Origin of the sequence: Neomoorella carbonis (assembly GCF_045278715.1) — a bacterium.
In the GTDB taxonomy this organism is placed as follows: domain Bacteria; phylum Bacillota; class DSM-521; order Neomoorellales; family Neomoorellaceae; genus Neomoorella; species Neomoorella carbonis.
In genome coordinates this window covers 2,741,468-2,762,448 of the sequence record NZ_CP136420.1, presented here as the reverse complement: position 1 = coordinate 2,762,448, position 20,981 = coordinate 2,741,468, and the positions used below count along the sequence as shown (strand labels likewise).

The 20,981-nt window shown below is 54.2% G+C and carries 21 protein-coding genes and 1 tRNA gene; 19 read left to right on the top strand and 3 right to left on the bottom strand.

Annotation, left to right across the window (positions count from 1 at the left end; translation table 11 throughout):
* Window positions 1-10: 10 nt before the first annotated feature.
* Window positions 11-865 carry an ATP-dependent sacrificial sulfur transferase LarE gene (gene larE, locus MCACP_RS14100; RefSeq protein ID WP_406677363.1) on the bottom strand — a complete coding sequence of 285 codons (855 nt, stop codon included), beginning with the start codon at window positions 863-865 and terminating at the stop codon, window positions 11-13.
* 189 nt (window positions 866-1,054) lie between these two features.
* Between larE and MCACP_RS14095 the strand changes: the two genes are divergently transcribed.
* From MCACP_RS14095 to MCACP_RS14085, 3 genes are all read left to right on the top strand, one after another.
* On the top strand, window positions 1,055-1,573 hold the full coding sequence (locus MCACP_RS14095) for a DUF4446 family protein (protein ID WP_406677362.1): 519 nt from the start codon (window positions 1,055-1,057) through the stop codon (window positions 1,571-1,573).
* 144 nt (window positions 1,574-1,717) lie between these two features.
* Window positions 1,718-1,885, top strand: coding sequence for a polymer-forming cytoskeletal protein (locus tag MCACP_RS14090; RefSeq protein WP_406678767.1), 168 nt, complete (start codon window positions 1,718-1,720; stop codon window positions 1,883-1,885).
* Between the two features lie 168 nt (window positions 1,886-2,053).
* Window positions 2,054-2,695: a phosphoribosyltransferase gene (locus MCACP_RS14085; protein WP_406677361.1), complete on the top strand. Its 642-nt coding sequence runs from the start codon at window positions 2,054-2,056 to the stop codon at window positions 2,693-2,695.
* Here MCACP_RS14085 and yyaC read toward each other — a convergent pair whose 3' ends face one another.
* A complete protein-coding gene (gene yyaC, locus MCACP_RS14080; protein WP_406677360.1) occupies window positions 2,696-3,325 on the bottom strand; it encodes a spore protease YyaC in 630 nt (209 codons plus the stop codon).
* Window positions 3,326-3,432: 107 nt separating this feature from the next.
* On the opposite strand from yyaC, the gene MCACP_RS14075 reads away from it, so the two are divergent.
* Complete coding sequence (locus tag MCACP_RS14075) at window positions 3,433-4,458, top strand: YkvI family membrane protein (protein ID WP_406677359.1); 1,026 nt, start codon at window positions 3,433-3,435, stop codon at window positions 4,456-4,458.
* Between the two features lie 75 nt (window positions 4,459-4,533).
* Window positions 4,534-5,556: a GerMN domain-containing protein gene (locus MCACP_RS14070; protein ID WP_406677358.1), complete on the top strand. Its 1,023-nt coding sequence runs from the start codon at window positions 4,534-4,536 to the stop codon at window positions 5,554-5,556.
* On the opposite strand, the gene MCACP_RS14065 is transcribed toward MCACP_RS14070, so the two are convergent.
* Entirely contained in the window at window positions 5,553-5,969 is a 417-nt protein-coding gene (locus MCACP_RS14065) for an Hsp20/alpha crystallin family protein (protein ID WP_406677357.1), read from the bottom strand. The two genes, MCACP_RS14070 and MCACP_RS14065, sit on opposite strands and share 4 nt — an antisense overlap.
* 194 nt (window positions 5,970-6,163) lie before the next feature.
* On the opposite strand from MCACP_RS14065, the gene selA reads away from it, so the two are divergent.
* The 14 genes from selA (at window position 6,164) to radA (ending at window position 20,946) form a co-directional block, all read left to right on the top strand.
* Entirely contained in the window at window positions 6,164-7,582 is a 1,419-nt protein-coding gene (gene selA / locus MCACP_RS14060) for an L-seryl-tRNA(Sec) selenium transferase (protein WP_406677355.1), read from the top strand.
* 76 nt (window positions 7,583-7,658) lie between these two features.
* Window positions 7,659-9,563, top strand: coding sequence for a selenocysteine-specific translation elongation factor (gene selB, locus MCACP_RS14055; protein ID WP_406678766.1), 1,905 nt, complete (start codon window positions 7,659-7,661; stop codon window positions 9,561-9,563).
* Between the two features lie 77 nt (window positions 9,564-9,640).
* On the top strand, window positions 9,641-10,840 hold the full coding sequence (locus tag MCACP_RS14050) for an ABC transporter substrate-binding protein (RefSeq protein ID WP_406677354.1): 1,200 nt from the start codon (window positions 9,641-9,643) through the stop codon (window positions 10,838-10,840).
* 96 nt (window positions 10,841-10,936) lie between these two features.
* The gene (locus tag MCACP_RS14045; RefSeq protein ID WP_406677353.1) at window positions 10,937-11,830 is read left to right on the top strand and encodes a branched-chain amino acid ABC transporter permease; all 894 of its coding nucleotides are present in this window, start codon (window positions 10,937-10,939) and stop codon (window positions 11,828-11,830) included.
* Between the two features lie 9 nt (window positions 11,831-11,839).
* Complete coding sequence (locus MCACP_RS14040; RefSeq protein WP_406677352.1) at window positions 11,840-12,793, top strand: branched-chain amino acid ABC transporter permease; 954 nt, start codon at window positions 11,840-11,842, stop codon at window positions 12,791-12,793.
* Entirely contained in the window at window positions 12,774-13,568 is a 795-nt protein-coding gene (locus tag MCACP_RS14035; protein WP_406678765.1) for an ABC transporter ATP-binding protein, read from the top strand. The genes MCACP_RS14040 and MCACP_RS14035 overlap by 20 nt, the downstream gene beginning before the upstream one ends.
* Window positions 13,543-14,250, top strand: a complete 708-nt coding sequence (locus MCACP_RS14030; RefSeq protein ID WP_406678764.1) for an ABC transporter ATP-binding protein — start codon at window positions 13,543-13,545, stop codon at window positions 14,248-14,250. The genes MCACP_RS14035 and MCACP_RS14030 overlap by 26 nt, the downstream gene beginning before the upstream one ends.
* A 95-nt stretch (window positions 14,251-14,345) precedes the next feature.
* A tRNA-Sec gene (locus tag MCACP_RS14025) sits at window positions 14,346-14,445 on the top strand.
* An 89-nt stretch (window positions 14,446-14,534) separates the two neighbouring features.
* Window positions 14,535-14,849 carry an MTH1187 family thiamine-binding protein gene (locus MCACP_RS14020; RefSeq protein ID WP_141263554.1) on the top strand — a complete coding sequence of 105 codons (315 nt, stop codon included), beginning with the start codon at window positions 14,535-14,537 and terminating at the stop codon, window positions 14,847-14,849.
* 211 nt (window positions 14,850-15,060) lie between these two features.
* A complete protein-coding gene (locus MCACP_RS14015; protein ID WP_406678763.1) occupies window positions 15,061-15,255 on the top strand; it encodes a DUF1858 domain-containing protein in 195 nt (64 codons plus the stop codon).
* 72 nt (window positions 15,256-15,327) lie between these two features.
* Window positions 15,328-16,530 (top strand): HD-GYP domain-containing protein, encoded by a 1,203-nt coding sequence (locus MCACP_RS14010; protein ID WP_406677351.1) that lies wholly within the window; start codon window positions 15,328-15,330, stop codon window positions 16,528-16,530.
* Between the two features lie 3 nt (window positions 16,531-16,533).
* Window positions 16,534-18,033 (top strand): two-component system histidine kinase PnpS, encoded by a 1,500-nt coding sequence (gene pnpS / locus MCACP_RS14005; protein WP_406677350.1) that lies wholly within the window; start codon window positions 16,534-16,536, stop codon window positions 18,031-18,033.
* A 747-nt stretch (window positions 18,034-18,780) separates the two neighbouring features.
* Entirely contained in the window at window positions 18,781-19,566 is a 786-nt protein-coding gene (locus MCACP_RS14000; protein ID WP_406677349.1) for a phosphatase, read from the top strand.
* A gap of 21 nt (window positions 19,567-19,587) precedes the next feature.
* Window positions 19,588-20,946, top strand: a complete 1,359-nt coding sequence (radA, locus tag MCACP_RS13995) for a DNA repair protein RadA (protein ID WP_406678762.1) — start codon at window positions 19,588-19,590, stop codon at window positions 20,944-20,946.
* Window positions 20,947-20,981: the final 35 nt, after the last annotated feature.

Below are 20,981 nucleotides of genomic sequence, written 5' to 3'. Positions count from 1 at the left end.
TCCCCCTGCTCTAAGGATTGTGCTTTACTGCCCGTTCCTCCGGGCTAAGGACGGCATTCATGCTGCCGCTGCGGAAGCCTTCCAAATCCAGGGTGATATAGGTAAACCCAAGTTCGTGGAAACGGTTGACCAACTTTTCCCGGACTTTTGCATCAATAAGGAGGGCAAAGGCGGATGGGTTCACCTCCAGGCGGGCAATGGCACCGTGGTGGCGTACCCGGATTTCCCTTAGACCCAGCTGGCGTAAGAAAGCTTCGGCAGCAGCTACCTGTTCCAGCTTTTCCGGCGTAATGGCCTGGCCGTAGGGGATGCGGGAGGAAAGGCAGGCCATTGAAGGCTTATCCCAGTTGGGCAGGTTTAAATGCCTGGCCAGCTGGCGGATCTCCTCTTTGGTCAGTCCTGCTTCCTGCAGGGGGCTGCGGACGCCGAACTCCCTGGCCGCCCGGCTGCCGGGGCGGAAATCGCCGCTATCATCGGCATTGGCGCCATCAACGATTACTTTCAGGCCGTATTCCCGGGCCAGTTCCTGCAGTTTAGCAAAAAGTTCCTTTTTGCAATGATAACAGCGTTCCGGCGGGTTAGCAGTAAAGGCCGGATTCTCCATTTCGTCGGTATTTATTACCAGATACTGTACCCCAAGTTCCTGCGCCAGCCGGGTAGCGGCTTCTATTTCCACCTGGGGATAAGTGGGTGAAGCGGCCGTAACTGCCAGGACCTTGGCCGGCGTCATACTGGCTACCTTGAGTAAAAGGCTGCTGTCGACGCCGCCGGAATAAGCCACCAGGATGGCTTCCATGTCCGTTAAATTTTTTTGCAGGAGTTCCAGTTTGGCAGCTAAAGTATCAGATAACATTAACACCACCACGCTTTAAATTTTTTAGGATGAAAACTTTCTCCATGGGCCGGGATAAATCCTGCTGGGTTTAATCTTCTTCAGTGCTGAAAAAATTTGCCGGCTTACTAAATTTAGACCATCGCATGAAATACGCGCAGGAAAATGGCGTTTCATGTGGAAATAAATCATTTGCCGTAATTTAGTAGGGAGGATTTTACCTTGGCGGTACTGAATTCTTTACTGGCATCCTATAATATCCCTATCCTTCTGGGGCTGGCCGTTCTGCAGCTGCTTATCCTCCTTTTTCTCTGGTATAACCATGCTGAGGTAAAACGCCTGGAGGGACGCATAAAACGTTTAGTTGAAACTGGCGCGGGCAATGACCTGACCGCCGTTCTGGAGCGCTTCCACGACCTGGGGCAGATAAAGAAGGCCCTTGACCAGATGCAGGAAAAGGTAGCCGACCTCCAGGTGGGCTTGGAGAAAAGTTTTAGCCGCATAGGTTTGATCCGCTTTAATGCCTTTCCGGATACGGGTAGTGATTTGAGTTTTGCCCTGGCCCTCCTTAACCGGGAAGCCCATGGTTTTATCCTCACCAGCCTTTATGCCCGGGACGAGACCCGTGTCTTTATTAAACCCGTTCACAACGGGCGCTCTACTTACCGACTGAGCGAGGAGGAAGAGAAGGCCCTGGCCATGGCCCTGGGACTGCTAACCCCGGAAAAGGCAGCCAGTTAGGGGACCCGGTTGCCGGCTTTAGAGTTGTTGACGCGATCCATGCCGGACAGGCCGCTCAGATGCTGCAATTGGAGGAACAGGCCCCAAGGAGCGGATACGGGAAGTGCCGGGGAGAAAGAATGACGCTGTTTGCGGCAATGGTAGATACGTTCATCGGTTAAGGGAGCTAAAATAACCGGGAAACTGGTGGCGGAAGATGCCGTCCGCATGGACGGTAATTTTGCAGGCGAGGCAAGTATCGATGGTGGCCTGGCGGTCGGGGAAAGAGGCCGGGTGGTAGCCGCGGTGAGGGCTCGCAACCTGCTGTTGTAGGAAGAAGAAAAGTGATGATGGGGTCACTGCCTGATTGCCGGTACCGTATTCAGGCCAGGGAGGGCCAGCCCCCATGAAATTGATGTGCCTTCGGCCGGGAGAATACATAGCCAAATGTAAATAAGGGAAAAGCTATTACTACTTATCTTTTCCGGGGGTCAGAACCACATGCTCTTTCAAAACCGCCACGACGCCGGTTGCCGGCTGGCCGCGGCCCTGCAGGCATACCGGGGCCGGCAACCCCTGGTGCTGGCTGTACCCAGGGGCGGGGTGATGGTCGCCGCGCCCATCGTCGCGGCCCTGGCAGGAGAACTGGATTTGATTATTCCCCGCAAAGTGGGTTTGCCTGGCAATCCGGAACTGGCCGTAGCCGCTGTGGCGCCGGATGGTACAGTTTTATATAACCAATCCGTTATGCGTGCTTTAAACCTGGTACCGGCCGATCTTAAAGCCCTCATCGAAGGCGAAGTGGCGGAAATCAAACGGCGGCTGGAGGTTTACCGGGGTCACGCCGGTAAACCGGAAATCACAGGAAGGGTTGTTATTGTAGTCGATGACGGTATCGCTACCGGCCTGACTATAGAGGCGGCCCTGCTGTCGGTAAAGCAGGCCAATCCCGCCCGGCTGGTTCTGGCTGTGCCGGTGGCCCCGCCGGATACCGCCGCACGCCTGCGGCCTTTAGTAGACGATTTAATCTGCCTGGCAACTCCAGTACCCTTTTACGCCGTTGGCCAGTTCTATGAAGATTTCAGCCAGGTTGCAGACGACGAGGTAGAGAATATTTTGGAGAAATACAAACGTACTTTCTAATCACTGCAGGCCCCGGGCAACGGCAATGCTGCGATGCTTGTAAACCAGGCACACGCCCTGGTAAATGGCGTTGGCAATTTGCTGGGCCATGCGCATGACAATGGACAAGCGGGTATTCTGCAGAACAAAGTATTCCATGTAGCCGCCAACGTTGACGATGCCCGTAAAGTGAATGTCTCCCACAGCCGGGAGATTTTTATTTACCCCGGCGCCGGGTTTTAAAGCCCCCGGGGCCAGGGTAATGGCACCGACATTTTCCGCCTGTCCCAGGCAGGCATCAACGGCGATGATTATGGGATCGGGATGGTTGGTCTTAATATAGGCCAGTTTTTCCGTCAGGTTGCTGGCATGAACCGGTTCATCCAGGGTCCCGTATACGGCAAAGGGCAAATTGGGCATGTGCAAAAGATTGGTGCCCACCAGAGGGCCCAGGCAGTCACCCGTTGAACGATCAGTACCAATGCAAACCACGACAAGAGGTTGTTTGCCTTCGGGATTAAGTTCCTGCAGGTGACTGGCCAGGGTCTGGCTTAATTTTTCCACCGCCAGGGGGTCCTGGTAGTAATATTTGATTTTCGCAGGCGGAACTGCCTCTGGTTGATTAGAGGTGAAAAAAGGTAATGGTGCCATACCTTACCTCCCGAGAAACCTTGTGCCTAGAGTATATGCCGGATTGTGTTTTTTTATACTATTAGACGTCCCTCCCGGCATATTAATGTACAAAGGTTGTGGGGAGGGTGGTCCTGATCCTTAGGGCCGAACTGGCTGTAGCTATAGCTGTTGTGGGAACTATGGTCGGAGCCGGCTTTGCTTCCGGCCAGGAACTGGTCCAGTTTTTCGTGATGCTGGGGCCGGAGGCCCCGGCGGCCGTAATGTTAATGGGGACGCTATTAATCCTGGCTACCAGCCAGGTACGCCGCCTGGCGTTAAAATGGCACACCAATTCTTACCATGACTTCCTGGTAGTGCTCCTGGGCAAATGGGAAAAACCAGCCGACCTGGCGACAGGCGCCTTCCTGTTCGGCGGCCTGGCTATTATGCTGGCCGGGTCCGGCGCCGTGGTCCAGGAGCATTTTGGCCTCGCACCCCTTACCGGAATCATGGCCTGCGGTGTCCTGGCTTTCCTGGCCAGCCTGGGCAAGGGCCACGGTCTCTTGCTTATAAATGCCTTCCTGGTGCCGGTGATGCTGGCGATTATAATTGTAACCGCCGTAATTGCCGTTTTCTTCCGGCCAGGGCCATTCCATGCTACCCCGCCTGCATCACCAGGGGGGCTCATCAGCAGTAACTGGGTCCTCAACGCTTGCCTGTACGTTACTTATAATATGGTCGGAATTGCGGTTTTACTTACCTCCCTGCCGGCCTCCCGCAAGGGGGTCCTGGGGGCGGGCCTGGGCGGGCTTTTTTTGGGAGTCCTGGCGTACTTGCTGGTGAAGGCCCTGAGGGGTTTGAGTCCTGCTGGCCTGCAGGCAGAACTACCCTTATTGTATCTGGTGTCCGGCCTGCAACCGGGGCTGGTTCACTTATATGCCCTGGCCCTCTGGCTGGCCATAGTGACAACGGCGGCGAGTAATCTTTACGGGCTGGCGACAAGGCTGGGTCAAATTCCCGCCCTTCCCCCCTGGCGGGCAGCGGTGCTAATACTTATTCTTGCTTTGCCGGTGGCCACCTGTGGTTTTATCAACCTGGTAAGCTGGATTTACCCCTTTTTCGGCTACCTGGGCCTGGTCATGCTATTCCTTGCCCTGGTATGCCGTCTTTAAAATTCAGGACAGGCAGGATTTTAGCCCCCGTTTGTCGAAAAAGTCGTTAAAAACCCCTGGGAGGGAGTGAAAGATATGAAGGCAGGCCACCCGGGAAACTGGCGCTGGGGGTGGTCAGGCACAGCACTGGCTTTTATGTTACTGGTGCTGGTTGTGCTTAGCAGCGGTTGTTTCAGCAACCCCAAACCCGCTGACCAGGGTTTGCCCGGCAAAACTGCCAAAGAAAGGCGGCCATTATTGGATGATAGAGAATTAAACCAGGTTTTAGTGTATTATTTGACCCAGGATGGTTCTTATCTGGTACCGGTGACGATTACCTTTACCCCCACTCGCGAAGTAGCTAAAGTAGCAGTGGAAAAACTCATCGCCGGTCCCCAGGTGAACGGTTTAAAAGGAGTAATGCCCGATGGCGTAAAGCTACGGGATATATATATTTTAGATGACCAGCAGACGGTATATGTGGATTTAACAAAAGAATTATTGCAGTTGAAGGATAATGGGCAAGCAGAAAGGGCTATTAAAGCCCTGGTTTTAACTTTGACCAGTCTGGGCAATGCCCGCCATGTGCAGGTTCTGGTTGAGGGGCAGGCTGTAGCGGAGGTTGGCGGGGTAAAGCTTGATGCACCTCTTTCCCGGCCGGCCACGATTAACAGCCTCTTAAAAAAAGATAACCAGCAGGGTGTCCAGGTCTACTTTAATGACGCCAGCGCCAGCTTTCTGGTGCCGGTCACAGTGGCGCTGCCGCCCGGAGCCACGGGAAGCGATCTGCCCCGGGCGGCTATGCTGGCCTTGCTGGCCGGGCCACCGCCCAACAGCGGGCTGGTGCGAACCGTCTGGCCCGGTACCAGGCTCCTGGATCTAAAAATTGAGCAGGGGCTGGCCACTGTGAATTTAAGTCGCGAAGTAACAGGCTATGGTGGGGGCAGTGCGGCCGAAACAGCCCTCCTAAATTCCCTCCTCTTTACCTTGACCCAGTTCCCGGAGATTGACAGGGTGCAGCTGTTGATTGAAGGGCAGAAACGCGAATATTTACCGGAGGGTTCAGTTATTGACAACCCCCTGTCCCGGCCGGAACAATTGAATTTTATTAAACACTAGTGGAGATTAATGGGGATACGCCGCTGCCGCTGGTTTTCCGCTTTGGGCAGGCGAATCTCCAGGATACCGTTTTTATAAGTCGCCGTCGCTTTTTCCGGTTCTACCCTGGCCGGCAGGCTGACGGTCCGGGCGAAGGTACCGTAAAAACGTTCGGCACGGTGGTAATCCTGTTCCCCTGTTTCTTCGCTGCGGCGAATTTCACCCCGAATGGCCAAGGTGTCTTCGGTGGCAGTGATCTCCACGTCATCCCTGGAAGTAAGGCCCGGTAATTCTGCTGTGGCTACCACTTCCCTTTTGTTCTGGTAGATGTCAAAGCGGGGGCCGATTTCCCAGAGGCCGGGCATGAAGTTACGGAACATGGCCTCGCGGAAATCGGCCAGTTCGCGCCAGGGGCGCCATGGACCAATACTCATAGGAAAGCCTCCTTTTGTATACCTTCTTTGGATTATATTTTCTAACCAGTAGCCAGAGTTTATAACCTGCTTGGGAAAACTTTAAGCGGAACTATAGGTTCCACATTTTTTAGCTTATGGTTATAATAACGTTAGTTCGTTTTTGTTAAACCGCAGTTGTCTTACTTTGTTTTTGGAGGGTTGCGCAGGTAACCATGGAGCAGCCCCAAAACCTTTTACGGCAGTTACCGGCGGTAGACCAGCTCCTGCGGCACCCACTGCTCCGGGAATTATCCCAAGCGGACCATAACCTGGTGGTTGCCTGTACACGCCAGGTCCTGGCTGGCTGGCGGGAGAAAATACTGGCTGCAGGAATCGAGCCGCCTGGTCCGGAAGAACTGGCGCGGGAAATAAAGAACAGGTACAAAGCCAGCAGACGCAGCAGCCTGCGAGCGGTCATTAATGCCACCGGGGTTGTTTTACATACCAATCTGGGGCGGGCTGTTTTAAGCCAGGCGGCAGCGGAAGCAGCCCTGATGGCGGCCCGGCGCTATACCAACCTGGAATTTAACCTGGATAGGGGACAGCGAGGTAACCGCTATGATCATGTGTCCGCTTTGCTCCAGGAGCTGACCGGTGCCGAAGCAGCTCTGGTGGTTAACAACAACGCAGCTGCTGTTTTTTTAAGCCTGGCTGCTCTGGCCGCCGGCAGGGAAACCATTATTTCCCGGGGCCAGCTGGTGGAAATCGGCGGCTCCTTCCGGGTACCGGAGGTTATGGCCCAGAGCGGCACCAGACTGGTGGAAGTGGGTACTACCAATAAGACCTACCTGCGGGACTACGAGGCGGCCATGGGACCGGATACAGCTCTGCTTCTCAAGGTTCACCCCAGCAATTATCGCATCCAGGGTTTTACCCATGAGGTGACTACGGCCGAACTGGTTGACCTGGGCCGGCGCCGGCAGGTACCCGTCATGGAAGACCTGGGCAGCGGTGTTCTTGTGGACCTGGAGAGCTACGGCATTAGCGGCGAACCGACTGTCCAGGCTGAAATTAAACAAGGGGTGGATCTTTTAACCTTCAGCGGGGACAAACTGCTGGGAGGGCCCCAAGCGGGGATTATCCTGGGCCGCCGGGAACTGGTGGCCGCTATTGCCCGCCATCCTTTAACCCGCGCCCTGCGGGTTGATAAAATGACCCTGGCCGCCCTGGAGGCAACCCTGCGGGCTTATCGCCACCCGGACCGGGCCGTCCGGGAGATCCCCGTCCTGGCCGCCCTGGTAGCCAGGCCGGAGGACCTGCGGCGCCGGGCGGAACAGCTACAGGCCTTGCTGGCGGGAGCGCTGGGTTCCCGGGCGCAGGTAGGTATAAAAGCAATTACCTCCCAGGCCGGAGGCGGTTCCCTGCCGTTAACCGAACTGCCGTCCTGGGGCGTAACCGTTGCGCCGGCACAGGTTACGGTAGAAGAACTGGCCAGGCGCCTGCGACGAACTGATCCCCCGGTACTGGTGCGGGTTCAGGAAGAGACCTTAATCCTCGACGTCCGCACCCTCCTGCCCGGCGAAAGTGAAGAACTGGCTCGCGCCCTGGTAGAGGCCCTCGATGGGATTAACGACCCCACCGGGGAAACCTGAAAAAGTGGGCCAGCGCTCAGGAAGCCAGCTAATAATCGCCTAATTTTGTAGATCCCTTTGGAGGAGCGTATGTTTGGTGGACTACATTATTGTCGGGACAGCCGGCCATGTCGATCACGGCAAGACAGTGCTGGTCAAGGCCCTAACCGGCGTTGATACGGACCGGCTCAAGGAAGAAAAGGAGCGGGGCATATCTATTGAACTGGGGTTTGCTCCCCTGATTTTACCCAGCGGGCGCCAGTTAGGCCTGGTGGATGTACCCGGCCATGAACGCTTTATTCGCCAGATGCTGGCCGGTGTCGGCGGTATGGACCTGGTCATGCTGGTGGTCGCGGCGGACGAAGGCGTGATGCCCCAGACCAGGGAACATCTGGCCATCATCGACCTGCTACAGATCAAGCAGGGTATCATCGTGCTGACGAAAATCGACCTGGTGGATGCCGAGTGGCTGGAACTGGTCCGGGAAGAAGTGCGCCAGGCCGTTCAGGGGACGGTGCTGGCTGAGGCCCCTATCATCCCTGTGTCGGCTCTGACCGGCGAAGGGATACCAGAGCTCCTGGCACGGCTGGACGCCCTGGCGGCAGCGACGCCGCCCCGGCCGGCACAAGGAGGGGTAAGGCTCCCCATCGACCGGGTTTTTTCCATTACGGGTTTTGGCACGGTAGTTACCGGCACCCTCTGGTCGGGAACCATCCGCGTAGGAGACGACCTGGAGGTCCAGCCGGAAGGTATAAGGACCAAGGTCCGCAACCTCCAGGTTCACGGTAAGAATGTCAAAGAAGCCCTGGCCGGCCAGCGAGTAGCCGTAAATTTAGCCGGCGTAGAAAAGGAAGCCATTAGACGGGGCAGTACCCTGCTGACCCCGGGCTTTCTGCAGCCTAGCTACCGCCTGGACGCCAGTTTTAAGCTTCTGGCAGGCGCCCGTACCCTGGCCAACCGCAGCCGCATCCGGTTTTACCTGGGTACGGCGGAGGTTCTGGGAAGAATTATCCTCCTCGATCGAGATGAATTAAAAGGTGGAGAAAAGGCTTTTGTCCAGCTGCTCATGGAGGAGGCGGTGGTGGCCACGCGGGCCGATCGCTTCATCTTGCGCAGCTATTCGCCTATGGAAACCATTGGCGGCGGGCTGGTCATCGACCCGGCGCCGCCCCGGCACCGCCGTTTTGATCCCTCCGTCCTTGCTTCTTTAAAACGGCGTCTGGAAGGTTCGCCGCAAGAAATTCTAGCCCAGATTGTCCGGGAGCACCGGGACGGCCTGGACTGGCAGGAAGCTGCTGTCAGGGCGGCGTTAACGCCGCAAGAAACCAGGAAATTGTTACAGGATATGGCTGCCGCGGGACAGCTCGCCATACTGGCTGCCGATAACGACCTGTATGCTGTGAGCAATGAACGTATGGCTGCGTGGTGGCAGGAAGCGGCCCGGGCCCTGGCTGATTTTCACCGCCAGTATCCCCTGCGGCCCGGTTTGGCGAGGGAAGAATTGCGTTCCCGTTATTTCTCCCGCCTGCCGGCGCGGGTCTTTCAAGCCTTGCTGGAACGATGGTTCCGGGAAGGCCGTATTCAGCTGACGGCAAGCAGTGTGGCCCTGGCTGATTTTAAGCCTGAGTTTAGCTCCCGGCAAAAAGAACTTTTACAGGCCCTGGCAGAGCGTTACCGGTCGGCCCGTTGGCAGCCCCCTGGTTTTAATGAAGTAGCAGCTGCTTACAACCTGGCCCCGGCAGAGCTGGAAGAGCTCCTTCACTACCTCATGCGGGAAGGAGTGCTGGTTAAAATCAATGACGAGTTTTACTGGCACCGGGAAGCCTTCGAGGAGGCCCTGGCGGTAGTTAAAAATATAGGCCTTGCCGGCCCCTTTGGCCTGGCTGAAGTTAGGGACGCCCTGGGCAGCTCGCGCAAATATGTTCTGCCCTTTTTAGAATATCTGGACCGGATAAAATTTACCCGCCGCCAGGGTGACAAGCGAATGGTTATTGCCAATTGACAGTTCTTCAAGGGCAGGTTTATAATAAATGCAAATGTGCCTGCCAATGGCAAAAAAACCGGAGGAGGTTCTTTAAAATGGGGAGGATTAAAAAAATAGCCCTGATTACCCTGGTTTTGCTCCTGGCGGCGGCATTAATCGCCGGTTGCGGCCAGCAAAAATCAGGGGCGGAGAAACAGGGAGCTTCCGGCGGTGATACCATTAATATCGGTGTCAATTATGAACTTTCGGGTGATGTAGCTACTTATGGTACTAATTCCAAGGACGCCATCCTGCTGGCCTTTGAAGAAATCAACCAGAACGGCGGTGTCCTGGGCGGCAAAAAGCTCAATCCTATTGTCCTGGACAATGGCGGTAAAAGAGAAGAAGCCATGAGTGCGGCCGCGAAATTGATCACGGAGAATAAAGTCGTCGCCCTCCTGGGCCCGGCTACCTCCGGTGCCACCATGGCGGCTTCGACCATGGCTACTAAATATAAAGTACCTATTATTAGCCCGTCGGCGACGAATCCGGATGTAACTGTCGATCCCCAGACCAAGAAAGTGCGCGACTACGTTTTCCGTGTCTGCTTTATCGATCCCACCCAGGCCATCGTGGGCGCGGAATTCGCTACCAAAGATCTTGGAACTAAAAAGGCGGCCATTATTTACAGCAACTCTGATGAGTACAGCAAGGGGTTATATAAAGTATTTAAAGAGGAATTCGTTAAAAACGGCGGCCAGGTTGTGGCGGAAGAGAGCTTTAATTCCGGCGATCAGGACTTCCGTCCCGCCCTTACCAGGATTAAGGATGCCGGTGCCGACCTGATCTACGTGCCGGCCTATTACGGTGACGTGGGCAAGATCGTTAACCAGGCGCGGGAACTGGGCATAAAGGTTCCCATGCTGGGTGCTGACGGGTGGGATTCTCCCAAACTGGCTGAGTACGCCGGCGGGGCAGCCAACCTGAATAATACTTACTTTACCAACCATTACGCTGCCAGTGATCCCAACCCGCGGCTCCAGGCCTTTATCAAGGCTTTTAAAGCCAAATACAACAGGGAACCGGACGCCTTTGCTGCCCTCGCTTATGATACAGCTTACCTGCTGGCCGATGCTATCAATCGGGCCGGGTCGGCCGATCCGGAGGCCATCCGCAATGCCCTGGCCAGTACGAAGAATTTTGACGGCATTACCAGTAAGATTACCATTGATGAAAACCACAACCCGGTTAAAGATGTAGCCATTATTGCCATGGTAGACGGCAAGCAAACGCTAAAGAAAAAGATTACCCATTAAAACCCTGGCCTAAATATAAGGCCGGAAACCAACCAATGGGGGGGTTCTAACCCCCTCATTGGAGTTTATTTTAGGGCCGAGTTGGGAGTTGGCAGCATGGCCGTATTTCTCCAGCAAATAATCAACGGGCTGTCCCTGGGCAGCATCTACGCCCTCATTGCCCTGGGCTATACCATGGTTTATGGCATTATTCAGTTGATTAATTTTGCCCATGGCGACATTTTAATGGTGGGCGCTTACATTGCCTTTTTTGTGGTAGTTTATCTCAAATTAAATATCTGGCTGGCCATTATCATTTCCATGATCGGTTCTGCTATCCTGGGGGTTATCATTGAACGGGTCGCCTATAAGCCTTTACGTAACGCTGGCCGCCTGGCCCCTTTGATTACAGCGATCGGCGTGTCACTATTTCTGGAGAACGGGGGCCTGATGGTCCTGGGAACCGAAATTCGTTCCTATCCGGCGGGGCTAATCACCAACGCGCAACTGCCCCTGACGATATTTGGCATAAAACTCACAGCCACCACCTTGCAGCTTTTAATTTTAGCCATTACTATCGCAATGATGATCGTATTGCAGTATATTGTCCATTATACCTGGGCCGGTAAAGCCATGCGGGCCGTCTCCTACGACCCGGATGCTGCCAGGCTCATGGGAATTAATGTTGATAACACTATTTCCCTGACCTTCGCCATAGGGTCGACCTTTGCGGCCGTGGCCGGGGTCCTGCTGGGGCTCTATTACAACACCATTCAGCCCTTAATGGGTATTATGCCGGGTTTAAAGGCCTTCGTGGCGGCGGTTATTGGCGGCATCGGCCTGATTCCCGGCGCCATGGTGGGGGGCTTTGCCCTGGGTATTTTTGAAACCATGGTCAGCGGTTACTGGAGCAGTAAATTACGGGACCCTATTGTGTTTCTCCTCCTTATCTTAATCCTGCTGGTCAAGCCGTCCGGCCTGCTGGGAAAGAACAATACTGAAAAGGTGTAGGTGAAACAGGTGCGATTTAGCAAAAAAAATCTAATCTCCCTGGCCGGCGCGATCGTAATTTATTTTTTGGTATACTGGCTGCAAGCAGTGGGTGTAATCAGTGCCTTCCAGGAGATTAATTTAATGATGATGGGGATCAATATTATCCTGGCAGTCAGCCTGAATCTCATTGTGGGCTTTACCGGCCAGTTGGCCCTTGGCCATGCGGGCTTTATGGCCGTGGGTGCCTATGTGTCCGCTATTCTGACTACCAACTTAGGCCAGCCTTTTCCGGTGGCTATCCTGGCCGGAGCCTGCGCGGCGGCCGTTGCCGGGATTATCATCGGGTTACCCACCTTACGCTTGCGGGGAGATTACTTGGCCATCGCCACCCTGGGGTTTGGAGAAATTATCCGGGGAGCAGCCAACAATATTAACTATATCGGCGGCGCCGCCGGGATGATTGGTATTCCCCAATTGACCAATTGGACCTGGCTTTACCTGATGATGGTCCTGACCATCCTGGTAATTGTCAATTTCCTTAATTCTACCCACGGGCGGGCCTGTGTGGCCATCAGGGAAAACGAGATTGCCGCCGAAACCATGGGAATCAACACCACTTACTATAAAGTCCTGGCCTTTGCCATGGGCGCCTTTTTTGCCGGTATTGCCGGTGCCCTTTATGCCCATTATTTCTACCTCATCCAGCCGGCCACTTTTACCTTTTTCCGCTCCTTTGACATCCTGGTCATGGTGGTTTTCGGCGGGCTGGGAAGCATCACCGGCTCCATCATTGCCGCAGCGGCCATCACCCTTATTAATGCCGCCCTCCAGGACCTGGCTGTTTTGAGGATGGTTATCTACGCTATATTATTGATTGTCATCATGGTCTTCCGCCCCCAGGGTTTAATGGGTACCAGGGAATTTACCCTCGACCGCTGGGTGCCGAAACGGGGTGAAGCCAGTGGCCCTGCTGGAAACTAGGGAGTTGACAATTACCTTTGGCGGCCTGATGGCGGTAGCCAATGTGGACCTGCGTTTACGGCCGGGAGAACTGGTAGGGCTGATTGGTCCCAACGGGGCGGGGAAAACGACGATTTTTAACCTGCTGACCGGTGTTTACCGCCCCACCAGGGGAGAGATTATTTTTAACGGCCGCAGTCTGGTAGGACTGAAACCCTATCAAATTACCCAGCAAGGGATCGCCAGAACTTTCCAGAATATCCGCCTTTTCGGCAATCTGAGTGTCCTTGACAATATCCGTATAGCGTACCACTGGCACAGCCGATATGGCGTACTTGACGCCATTCTGCGCCTGCCTTCCTATCACCGGGGCGAGGCGGAGGTACTGGCAAGGAGCCAGGAACTGCTGCGGATATTTAAACTGGAACCCTATCAAAATGAAAAAGCCAAAAATCTGCCTTACGGCGAGCAGCGCCGGCTGGAGATTGCCCGCGCCCTGGCGGCACGGCCTAAACTCCTTTTGCTCGACGAGCCGGCAGCCGGGATGAACCCTCAGGAAACAAGGGAATTAATGACTTTGATCAACTGGATACGGCAGGAGTTTGACCTGACGATTTTATTAATCGAGCACGACATGTCCCTGGTGATGGGTATTTGTGAGCGCATCTATGTCCTGGATTACGGCCAGGTTATTGCCGAGGGACCGCCGGAGGCCATTCGCAACAACGAGCGGGTTATCGAAGCTTATCTGGGACGGGAGGTGAACGGTGTTGCTCCTCAAGGTGGAAAATCTTAATGTCTATTACGGCGCCATCCATGCCCTGAAGGGTATCTCCCTGGAAGTAAATGAAGGCGAAATTGTAACTCTCATCGGGGCCAACGGGGCCGGTAAAAGCACTACCTTGAAAACTATTTCTGGCCTTTTACATCCGCAGAGCGGCACTATCACCTACCGGGGACAGAACATTAACGGCCTCCCGGCCCAGGCCATAGTAAAAATGGGTATTTCCCAGGTGCCGGAAGGCCGGCGGATTTTCCCCAATCTCACCGTGCGGGAAAACCTGGAGCTGGGAGCCTATATTCACCGGGACCGGGAAGGAATAAATAAAAGTATGCAGGAGGTTTTCCGGCGCTTCCCCCGTCTCAAGGAACGCCAGAAACAGATGGCCGGTACCTTAAGCGGCGGTGAACAGCAGATGCTGGCCATCGGCCGGGCGCTGATGTCCAGACCAAAGCTCATGCTGCTGGACGAACCGTCCATGGGTCTGGCCCCTATCCTGGTGCAGGAAATCTTTAATATTATCAGGGAGATCAACGAACAAGGAACGACGATTTTACTGGTGGAGCAGAACGCCAACATGGCCTTGAGCGTGGCCCACCGCGGTTATGTTTTAGAGACGGGACGGATCACCCTGGCAGGCAGCGCCGCCGATCTGGCCAGCAGTGAAGCCGTCAAAAAAGCCTATCTGGGCGGATAAGCGGAAAGCCAGGGAATAACAGTACCTATACCCCTAAACAGTCAGAATTCTGGGGATAACTTGACTTAATTACACAGAAGGTCGTATAATGGCGTGGGGGTGGATCGGGCCTGGTGGCCTGCCTGGACTTCAAATCCAGCCGGCGCGCGGGTGAGGCCCGGGCGCGGTGGGTTCGATTCCCACACACTCCCGCCAGAAGTGTAGATTTAACTAGGCTCGTAGTATTCGCGCCATTTATATCGCGGGCCGGGTTTTGCTTAAAAACAGGGAAGGAGGTTCAAACTGTGGCTGTTCTGGAAGTAGTCATAGCCCCCGTGGGAACAGGCAGCACCAGCATCAGCCAGTATGTGGCCGATGCCCACAGGGTCCTGCAGGAAACACCAGGAATCAAGTACCAATTAACACCTATGGGCACTATTGTCGAAGGGGAACTGGAAGTATTATTTCCCCTGCTGGCGCGGCTGCATGAGGTACCTTTTGAAAAGGGCGCCCGGCGTTCTATGACCATTATCCGCATTGACGACCGGCGCGATAAGGAATTGACTATGGAAGGAAAAGTTAAATCGGTAGAAGAAAAACTGAAGCAGGTAAAGGATTAATTCCTCTGTAATATGCTGTGGCCGGTCTTTTATTCTTTTTGCTATTACCTGTTGGAAGGAAATGGTTTAAAATAGAGAGAAAAAGATGGTATTCCGCTGGCTTTTGTGCTATTTTCTTTACAAAGCCCCTTTAACCGATTATAATGATAAACATGATGGGGTGTTAGACCTTTTTTAGGAGGTGAATCCTGTGGCCACCATTACCAAGGAAATGAGCATTACAGAAGTAGTCAGCAAGTACCCGCAGACTGTGCCGGTTTTTATGGAGCATGGGATGGGTTGCCTGGGCTGCGCGGCGGCACGATTTGAAAATATCGAGCAAGGAGCCATGGCCCACGGTATTGATGTTGATAGCCTTGTTGCCGACCTGAATAAGGTAGTAAACAAAGAGGCTAAGGAAGGCTAAAGTAGATTTTAGGGTAAATCGCTCTTTATAACCACATAAAGGGCGATTTTTTTATAAAGGGGGGCGGGGGCGGTGGGGTGCCCGGCGGATCGTTCTTTCTGCGAGCTGGTAGTGGCCCTATCGACTATCCTGGATGTGGAAGAAGAAACCAAACTGTACCATGCCTGGCGGGTAGCCCTCGTGGCCAGGGAGCTGGCACAAAAAGTTTTGCCCGGCCAGACAACGCCGGTTTTTTATGCCGGCCTGCTCCACGACATCGGTGGAATGGGCCTGGACGACCACCTGGTCCACCTTGTTCTTAAGGCAGGTTCCCGGCAAAACCCGGAAATCAGGGCCCACCCTGCTAGAGGGGCGGACATGGTAACGCCGATTCCCGGTCTGGGCGAGGAAGTGGCGGCTATAATCCGGGACCACCATGAGCGCTGGGACGGTTCCGGTTACCCCCGGGGCCTGAAGGGGGAGGCCATTGTTCCCGGCGCCCTGCTGCTGGGGCTTGCCGATGAATTTGATCTAACCTTGCGCCATTACCCGGGCAGCGATTGGTCTACCGTAAGGAAGGCTCTGGCCCGGAGGGCCCGGGGGGCCTTTCCCCCAGAACTGTTCGCAGCTCTCGATAGTTTAATGGCAGGTTCGTTATTTACGGAAGTGGCTACCAATACTTCTCTGGAGTTAAAGATGTTCAGGATAATTTTAGACCTGCCGCCCGTAAACTTTCATGTTGATGAACCGATGAAAGTTACTATCAACCTTTTTGCCCAAATAATCGATGCCAAACATGCTTATACGGCCGGTCATTCCCGGCGGGTGGCCAGCTATGCCATGCGGCTGGCCCGTTGCCTCGGTTTTAATGAAGAAAAAATCCAGCGTCTGGAAATTGCCGGCCTCCTCCACGACTTTGGCAAAATCGCCGTTCCCCGGGCTATTTTAGATAAACCGGGGCGGCTCGATGCCAGGGAATTAAAGATAGTACGCCAGCACCCGGTGCGGACGATAGATTTATTGACCAGTGTTACAAGTTTGAAAGATATAGCCCATGACGCGGGCCTGCATCACGAACGTTATGATGGCAGGGGTTATCCTTATGGCCTGCATGATGGGGAAATTCCCCTGGGGGCCCGCATCATAGCCGTGGCTGATGCCTTTGATGCCATGACTTCCTTGAGACCTTACCAGCCAACCCGGACTCCTGAAGAAGCGCTGGACATTTTGACCAGGGGTAGTGGTACCCAGTTTGACCCGGCAGTTGTGGCCGTAGCCCCATGCTTGCTTACATAACTGATGCTGGTGGTGAGGGCCATGCGTTCTTTAAGCTGGAAGATCGCCTCAAACTTTTTAGTCCTGCTCTTTTTGACCCTGATGGCTGCTTATCTTTTCCTGCGCCAGGCCATTCTTAACGCCGTGGGTCTGCCGGGGCTGCCGCCTTTACGGGCCGGGTTACTGGTGGCCAGGCTGGAAGGGCAGCTCCTGCTGGCCATGATAGTAGTCATGGTAGTGATGACCATTGGGACCTTTATCCTGGCGCGGGGGATAATTATGCCTCTGAAGGCCCTGTTACCTTTGACGCAAAAAATTGCCGACGGCGACCTGGAGCAGCGTATAGAAATTCAAAGTAATGACGAAATAGGATTGTTGAGCCATCACCTCAATGTCATGGTGGAAACATTAAGAAATAATTTTCGGGAAATGGCTGAAGAAAAAAATAAAATCAAGGCAATTCTTGCCAGTATGAGTGACGCCCTGTTAACTGTAGACCAGGTTGGCCGAGTAATGCTCTTAAATCCGGCGGCGGAGGCCATGTTTGGTAAAAGAGGAGGAGAAGTTGAGAACAAATATTTGTTGGAAGTAATTCGCAGTCATGAGGTCGATAAACTGGTCAAAGAGATCCTGGCCAGCGGCATACCCCTGGAAATTGAAACCCGCCTTTTTCCTACAACCAACCAGATTTTTAAAATTTATGGCTCGCCCATTATCAGTGCCCAAAGACGGGTTGTGGGAGTGGCCCTGACTATCCGGGATATAACAAACATCCGCCGTCTGGAACAAATGCGCACGGAATTTGTGGCCAATGTTTCCCATGAACTGCGCACGCCCCTGACGTCTATCCGGGGGTTTGTAGAGACTTTGTTGGAAGGGGCTCTGGAAGATCCGCAGGTAAGCCGTCGCTTCTTGAGTATCATCAATAAAGAAGCCCAACGCCTGCAGCAGCTAATTGAAGATCTCCTTGCTCTGTCGAGCCTGGAGAACAATCCCAGGGGGATCCGCGCCGGCAAGGCGCAGCTGAAGCCTGTCCTGGAAGGGGTTTTGGCTACCGTAAATCCCCTGGCCCGGGAAAAGGGAGTTAACCTGGAAGTAGAAATACCGGAAGGCCTGCCGCCTCTGGCCATTGGCGAGAATTATTTAAGCCAGGTTTTGCTAAATTTAATCGACAATGGCATTAAATATACCCCTGCCGGGGGCAGGGTGACGGTACGGGCCACGCTGGAAGATAAGGACCTCCGGGTGGAAGTAGAAGATACCGGCATTGGGATACCAGCAGAAAGCCTGCCGCGGGTTTTTGAACGTTTTTACCGGGTTGACAAGGCTCGCTCCAGGGAAATGGGGGGGACCGGCCTGGGTCTGGCCATTGTTAAGCATATTGTTGAAGCCCACAACGGTAACGTCGGTGTCGTCAGCCAGCCGGGACGGGGCAGCCGTTTCTTCTTTACTTTACCGGTAGTAACTGGGGAAAAGGAACAGGAGAAAAACACCATACCGGAGAAGGGCCCAAAATTAATCTAAACTTAACAAGGCCATTATTAATTTTTAACAGTAATGAGTTATAATATCATTGAACCTAATACCTGATTTCTCCAAATCAGGTGTCCTCTGACCTCCTTATAATATATATCCCTTTGAGCCCAGGTCTTCTGGGCCACTTTTTTAGCTATAAAATGAAGGCCACTCCTTTTAAGGAGGGCCTTCATTTTAAAGAGCCGGTCAGAACCTTAACTCCGGCTACTGCAGCTACCTGCATAGCCGGCGACAACCTTTCGGCTGCCACAGACCATTACGGCAACTACAATAACCTTTGCTCGACGCCCACAGCTACCTGGGAAGCCCGTAAAGATCTCTCGACCTTTAGGGACCTCCAGCTTTTTGGTGCGCAAAAGCCTTGCGGCAACTATGGTCATCTTAGCTCGACCAGCAACCATCCTTACCGACCTGCCATTAATCTCCGGACCAACGGCAAGCCGTGACGAACAGTTGCTGATCTGCCCGCCGGCCGGCCAGCAAGCCCTTTGACCTGCTAGCGACCTTTGGCCGAAAATTACCGAGCCCGTCATAGGGACCCGATAATTTTCTGGGCTCGGCCCTGGCCGACCCTGCTGTTAATATTGTGCCCCCGCTGGCAGCCAGTATGTATTCTTAAGCTGTAATATTTTTACCAATTTATGGATAGAGACAGAAGATTAAGCATCTCTAATGTTCCTTTAATAATCTTGTGGTAAGCTAACAGGAGTAAAAAATAAAAAAGGAGTGAGGCAAGTGCACCTGGAAGCGGATCTCCACACCCACACTATTGCCAGCGGTCATGGTTACAGTACTGTTAAGGAACTGGCTGAAGCTGCTGAAAAAAGGGGGCTGAAGATGATTGCCATTACCGATCACGGCCTCAAAATGCCTGGCGGACCCCATGAATATCACTTTGAAAATTTGGTAGCCCTGCCCCGCCGGATTGGCAACGTAGAAATTCTCCGCGGCGTGGAAGCCAACATTTTGGATGCAGAGGGGCACCTGGATGTGCCAGACCGCCTGCTGGACCAGTTGGACATTGTCCTGGCTGGCTTTCATACGGGTACAGGTTTTGACAACCGTTCCGAGGAAGAATATACCACGGCTGCCCTGGCGGCCTTAAGGAATCCGCGGGTACATATTATCGTCCATCCGGGCAATCCTGAATTTCCCCTGAATATAGAAAAGCTGGTGCTGGCGGCCGCTGCCGAGCATAAAGCCCTGGAGATCAATAACAATTCCTTTAATACCAGCCGGCCTGGCAGCCTGCCCCGCTGCCAGCTCCTGGCCAGGCTGGCCCAGAAACATAAAGTCTGGGTAGCTTTAAATAGCGACGCCCATGTTTTCACGGCCGTGGGCAATTTTGCCCGGGCCTGGCAGGTAGCACGCAGCGCCGGAATTGACGAGGACCAGGTACTGAATTTGACCGCCGAACGGGTTAAAGAGTACTTGCGGTGGCATCGCCGCCGTCTTCAGACAGCCAAGGAAGAAAAGGCCTGGGTTGGCAGTACTTCCCAATCCCGGGTAGTTGGTGTATAATGCCTGGGGGAGGTGATCTTCCTGGCGAAAACAAAAGAGCGTTTTGTCTGCCAGCAATGTGGTTATGAAAGCTTAAGTTTTTTAGGCCGCTGCCCGGCCTGCGGCAGCTGGAACAGCCTGGTAGCAGAAGTTTTACCCCTGGAAGGAATAAGCCGCGCGACCGGATTGAAAGCGTCTCCCGCCCTGCTGGCAGATATTTCCGATATTACCGGTGAGCGTTTGATAAGTACTTTGGGTGAATGGGACCGGGTAGTGGGTGGTGGCCTGGTACCGGGTTCTCTAATTCTGGTCGGCGGGGCGCCGGGCATTGGCAAGTCGACCTTACTCCTCCAGGTGGGCCAAAGGCTTGCCGCCAGGTACGGCAAGATCCTCTATGTTTCCGGCGAAGAATCTCCCGGGCAGGTCAGGCTCAGAGCCCAGCGCCTGGACGCCCTCCACGGCGAGATCTATTTCCTGGCCGAGACGGATGTAGAAGCCATCCTGGCCGGGATAGAAAGTTTAAGCCCGGTAGCAGTCATTGTAGATTCCATTCAAACCATGTTCCTGCCCGCTATCCAGGCAGCGCCAGGGAGCGTATCCCAGGTGCGGGAATGTGCGGCGCGTTTCTTGCGCCTGGCAAAAGGTGGCGGCCCGGCCGTAATCCTGGTCGGTCATGTCACCAAAGAAGGATTTCTGGCCGGTCCCCGGGTCCTGGAACATCTGGTGGACACTGTCCTCTACCTGGAAGGGGAACGTTATCAGGCTTACCGGATCCTGCGTGCTGCCAAAAATCGTTTTGGTTCTACCAATGAAATCGGGATTTTTGAGATGGTTACCGGGGGGCTCAAGGAAGTGGCCAACCCATCGGAGCTGCTCCTGGCCGAACGGCCGGCCGGTGTTGCCGGCTCCAGTGTGGTGGCCTGTTTGGAAGGGACCCGTCCCTTACTCCTGGAGATCCAGGCCCTGGTAAGCCCGACCACCTTTGGCAACCCGCGGCGGCTGGCCACAGGGGTCGATTTTAACCGCGCCCTGCTGCTTACGGCAGTCCTGGAAAAAAGGGCGGGATTACACCTGGGCGGCTATGACATTTACCTTAACGTCGCCGGGGGCATCGCCATCAATGAGCCGGCAGCCGACCTTGCCATATGCCTGGCCATAGCCTCCGGCCTTAAAGACCGGCCGGTAGAGGCCGAAACTTTAGTTTTAGGGGAGGTCGGCCTGGCAGGTGAAGTCCGGGCCATAGGCCAGGTTGAAAGGCGTATAGAAGAAGCAGCCAGGTTGGGTTTCAAGCGTTTTCTTATCCCGGCGGGGAATAAGAGCCGTCTTATAAACCAGAGTGATTACGAAATCTATGCTGTACGGTCAGTGGTTGAGGCCCTGGAACTCGGTTTGATGGTTTAAATTCATGTTATAATTCTAATTAGCACGGTTCTGCC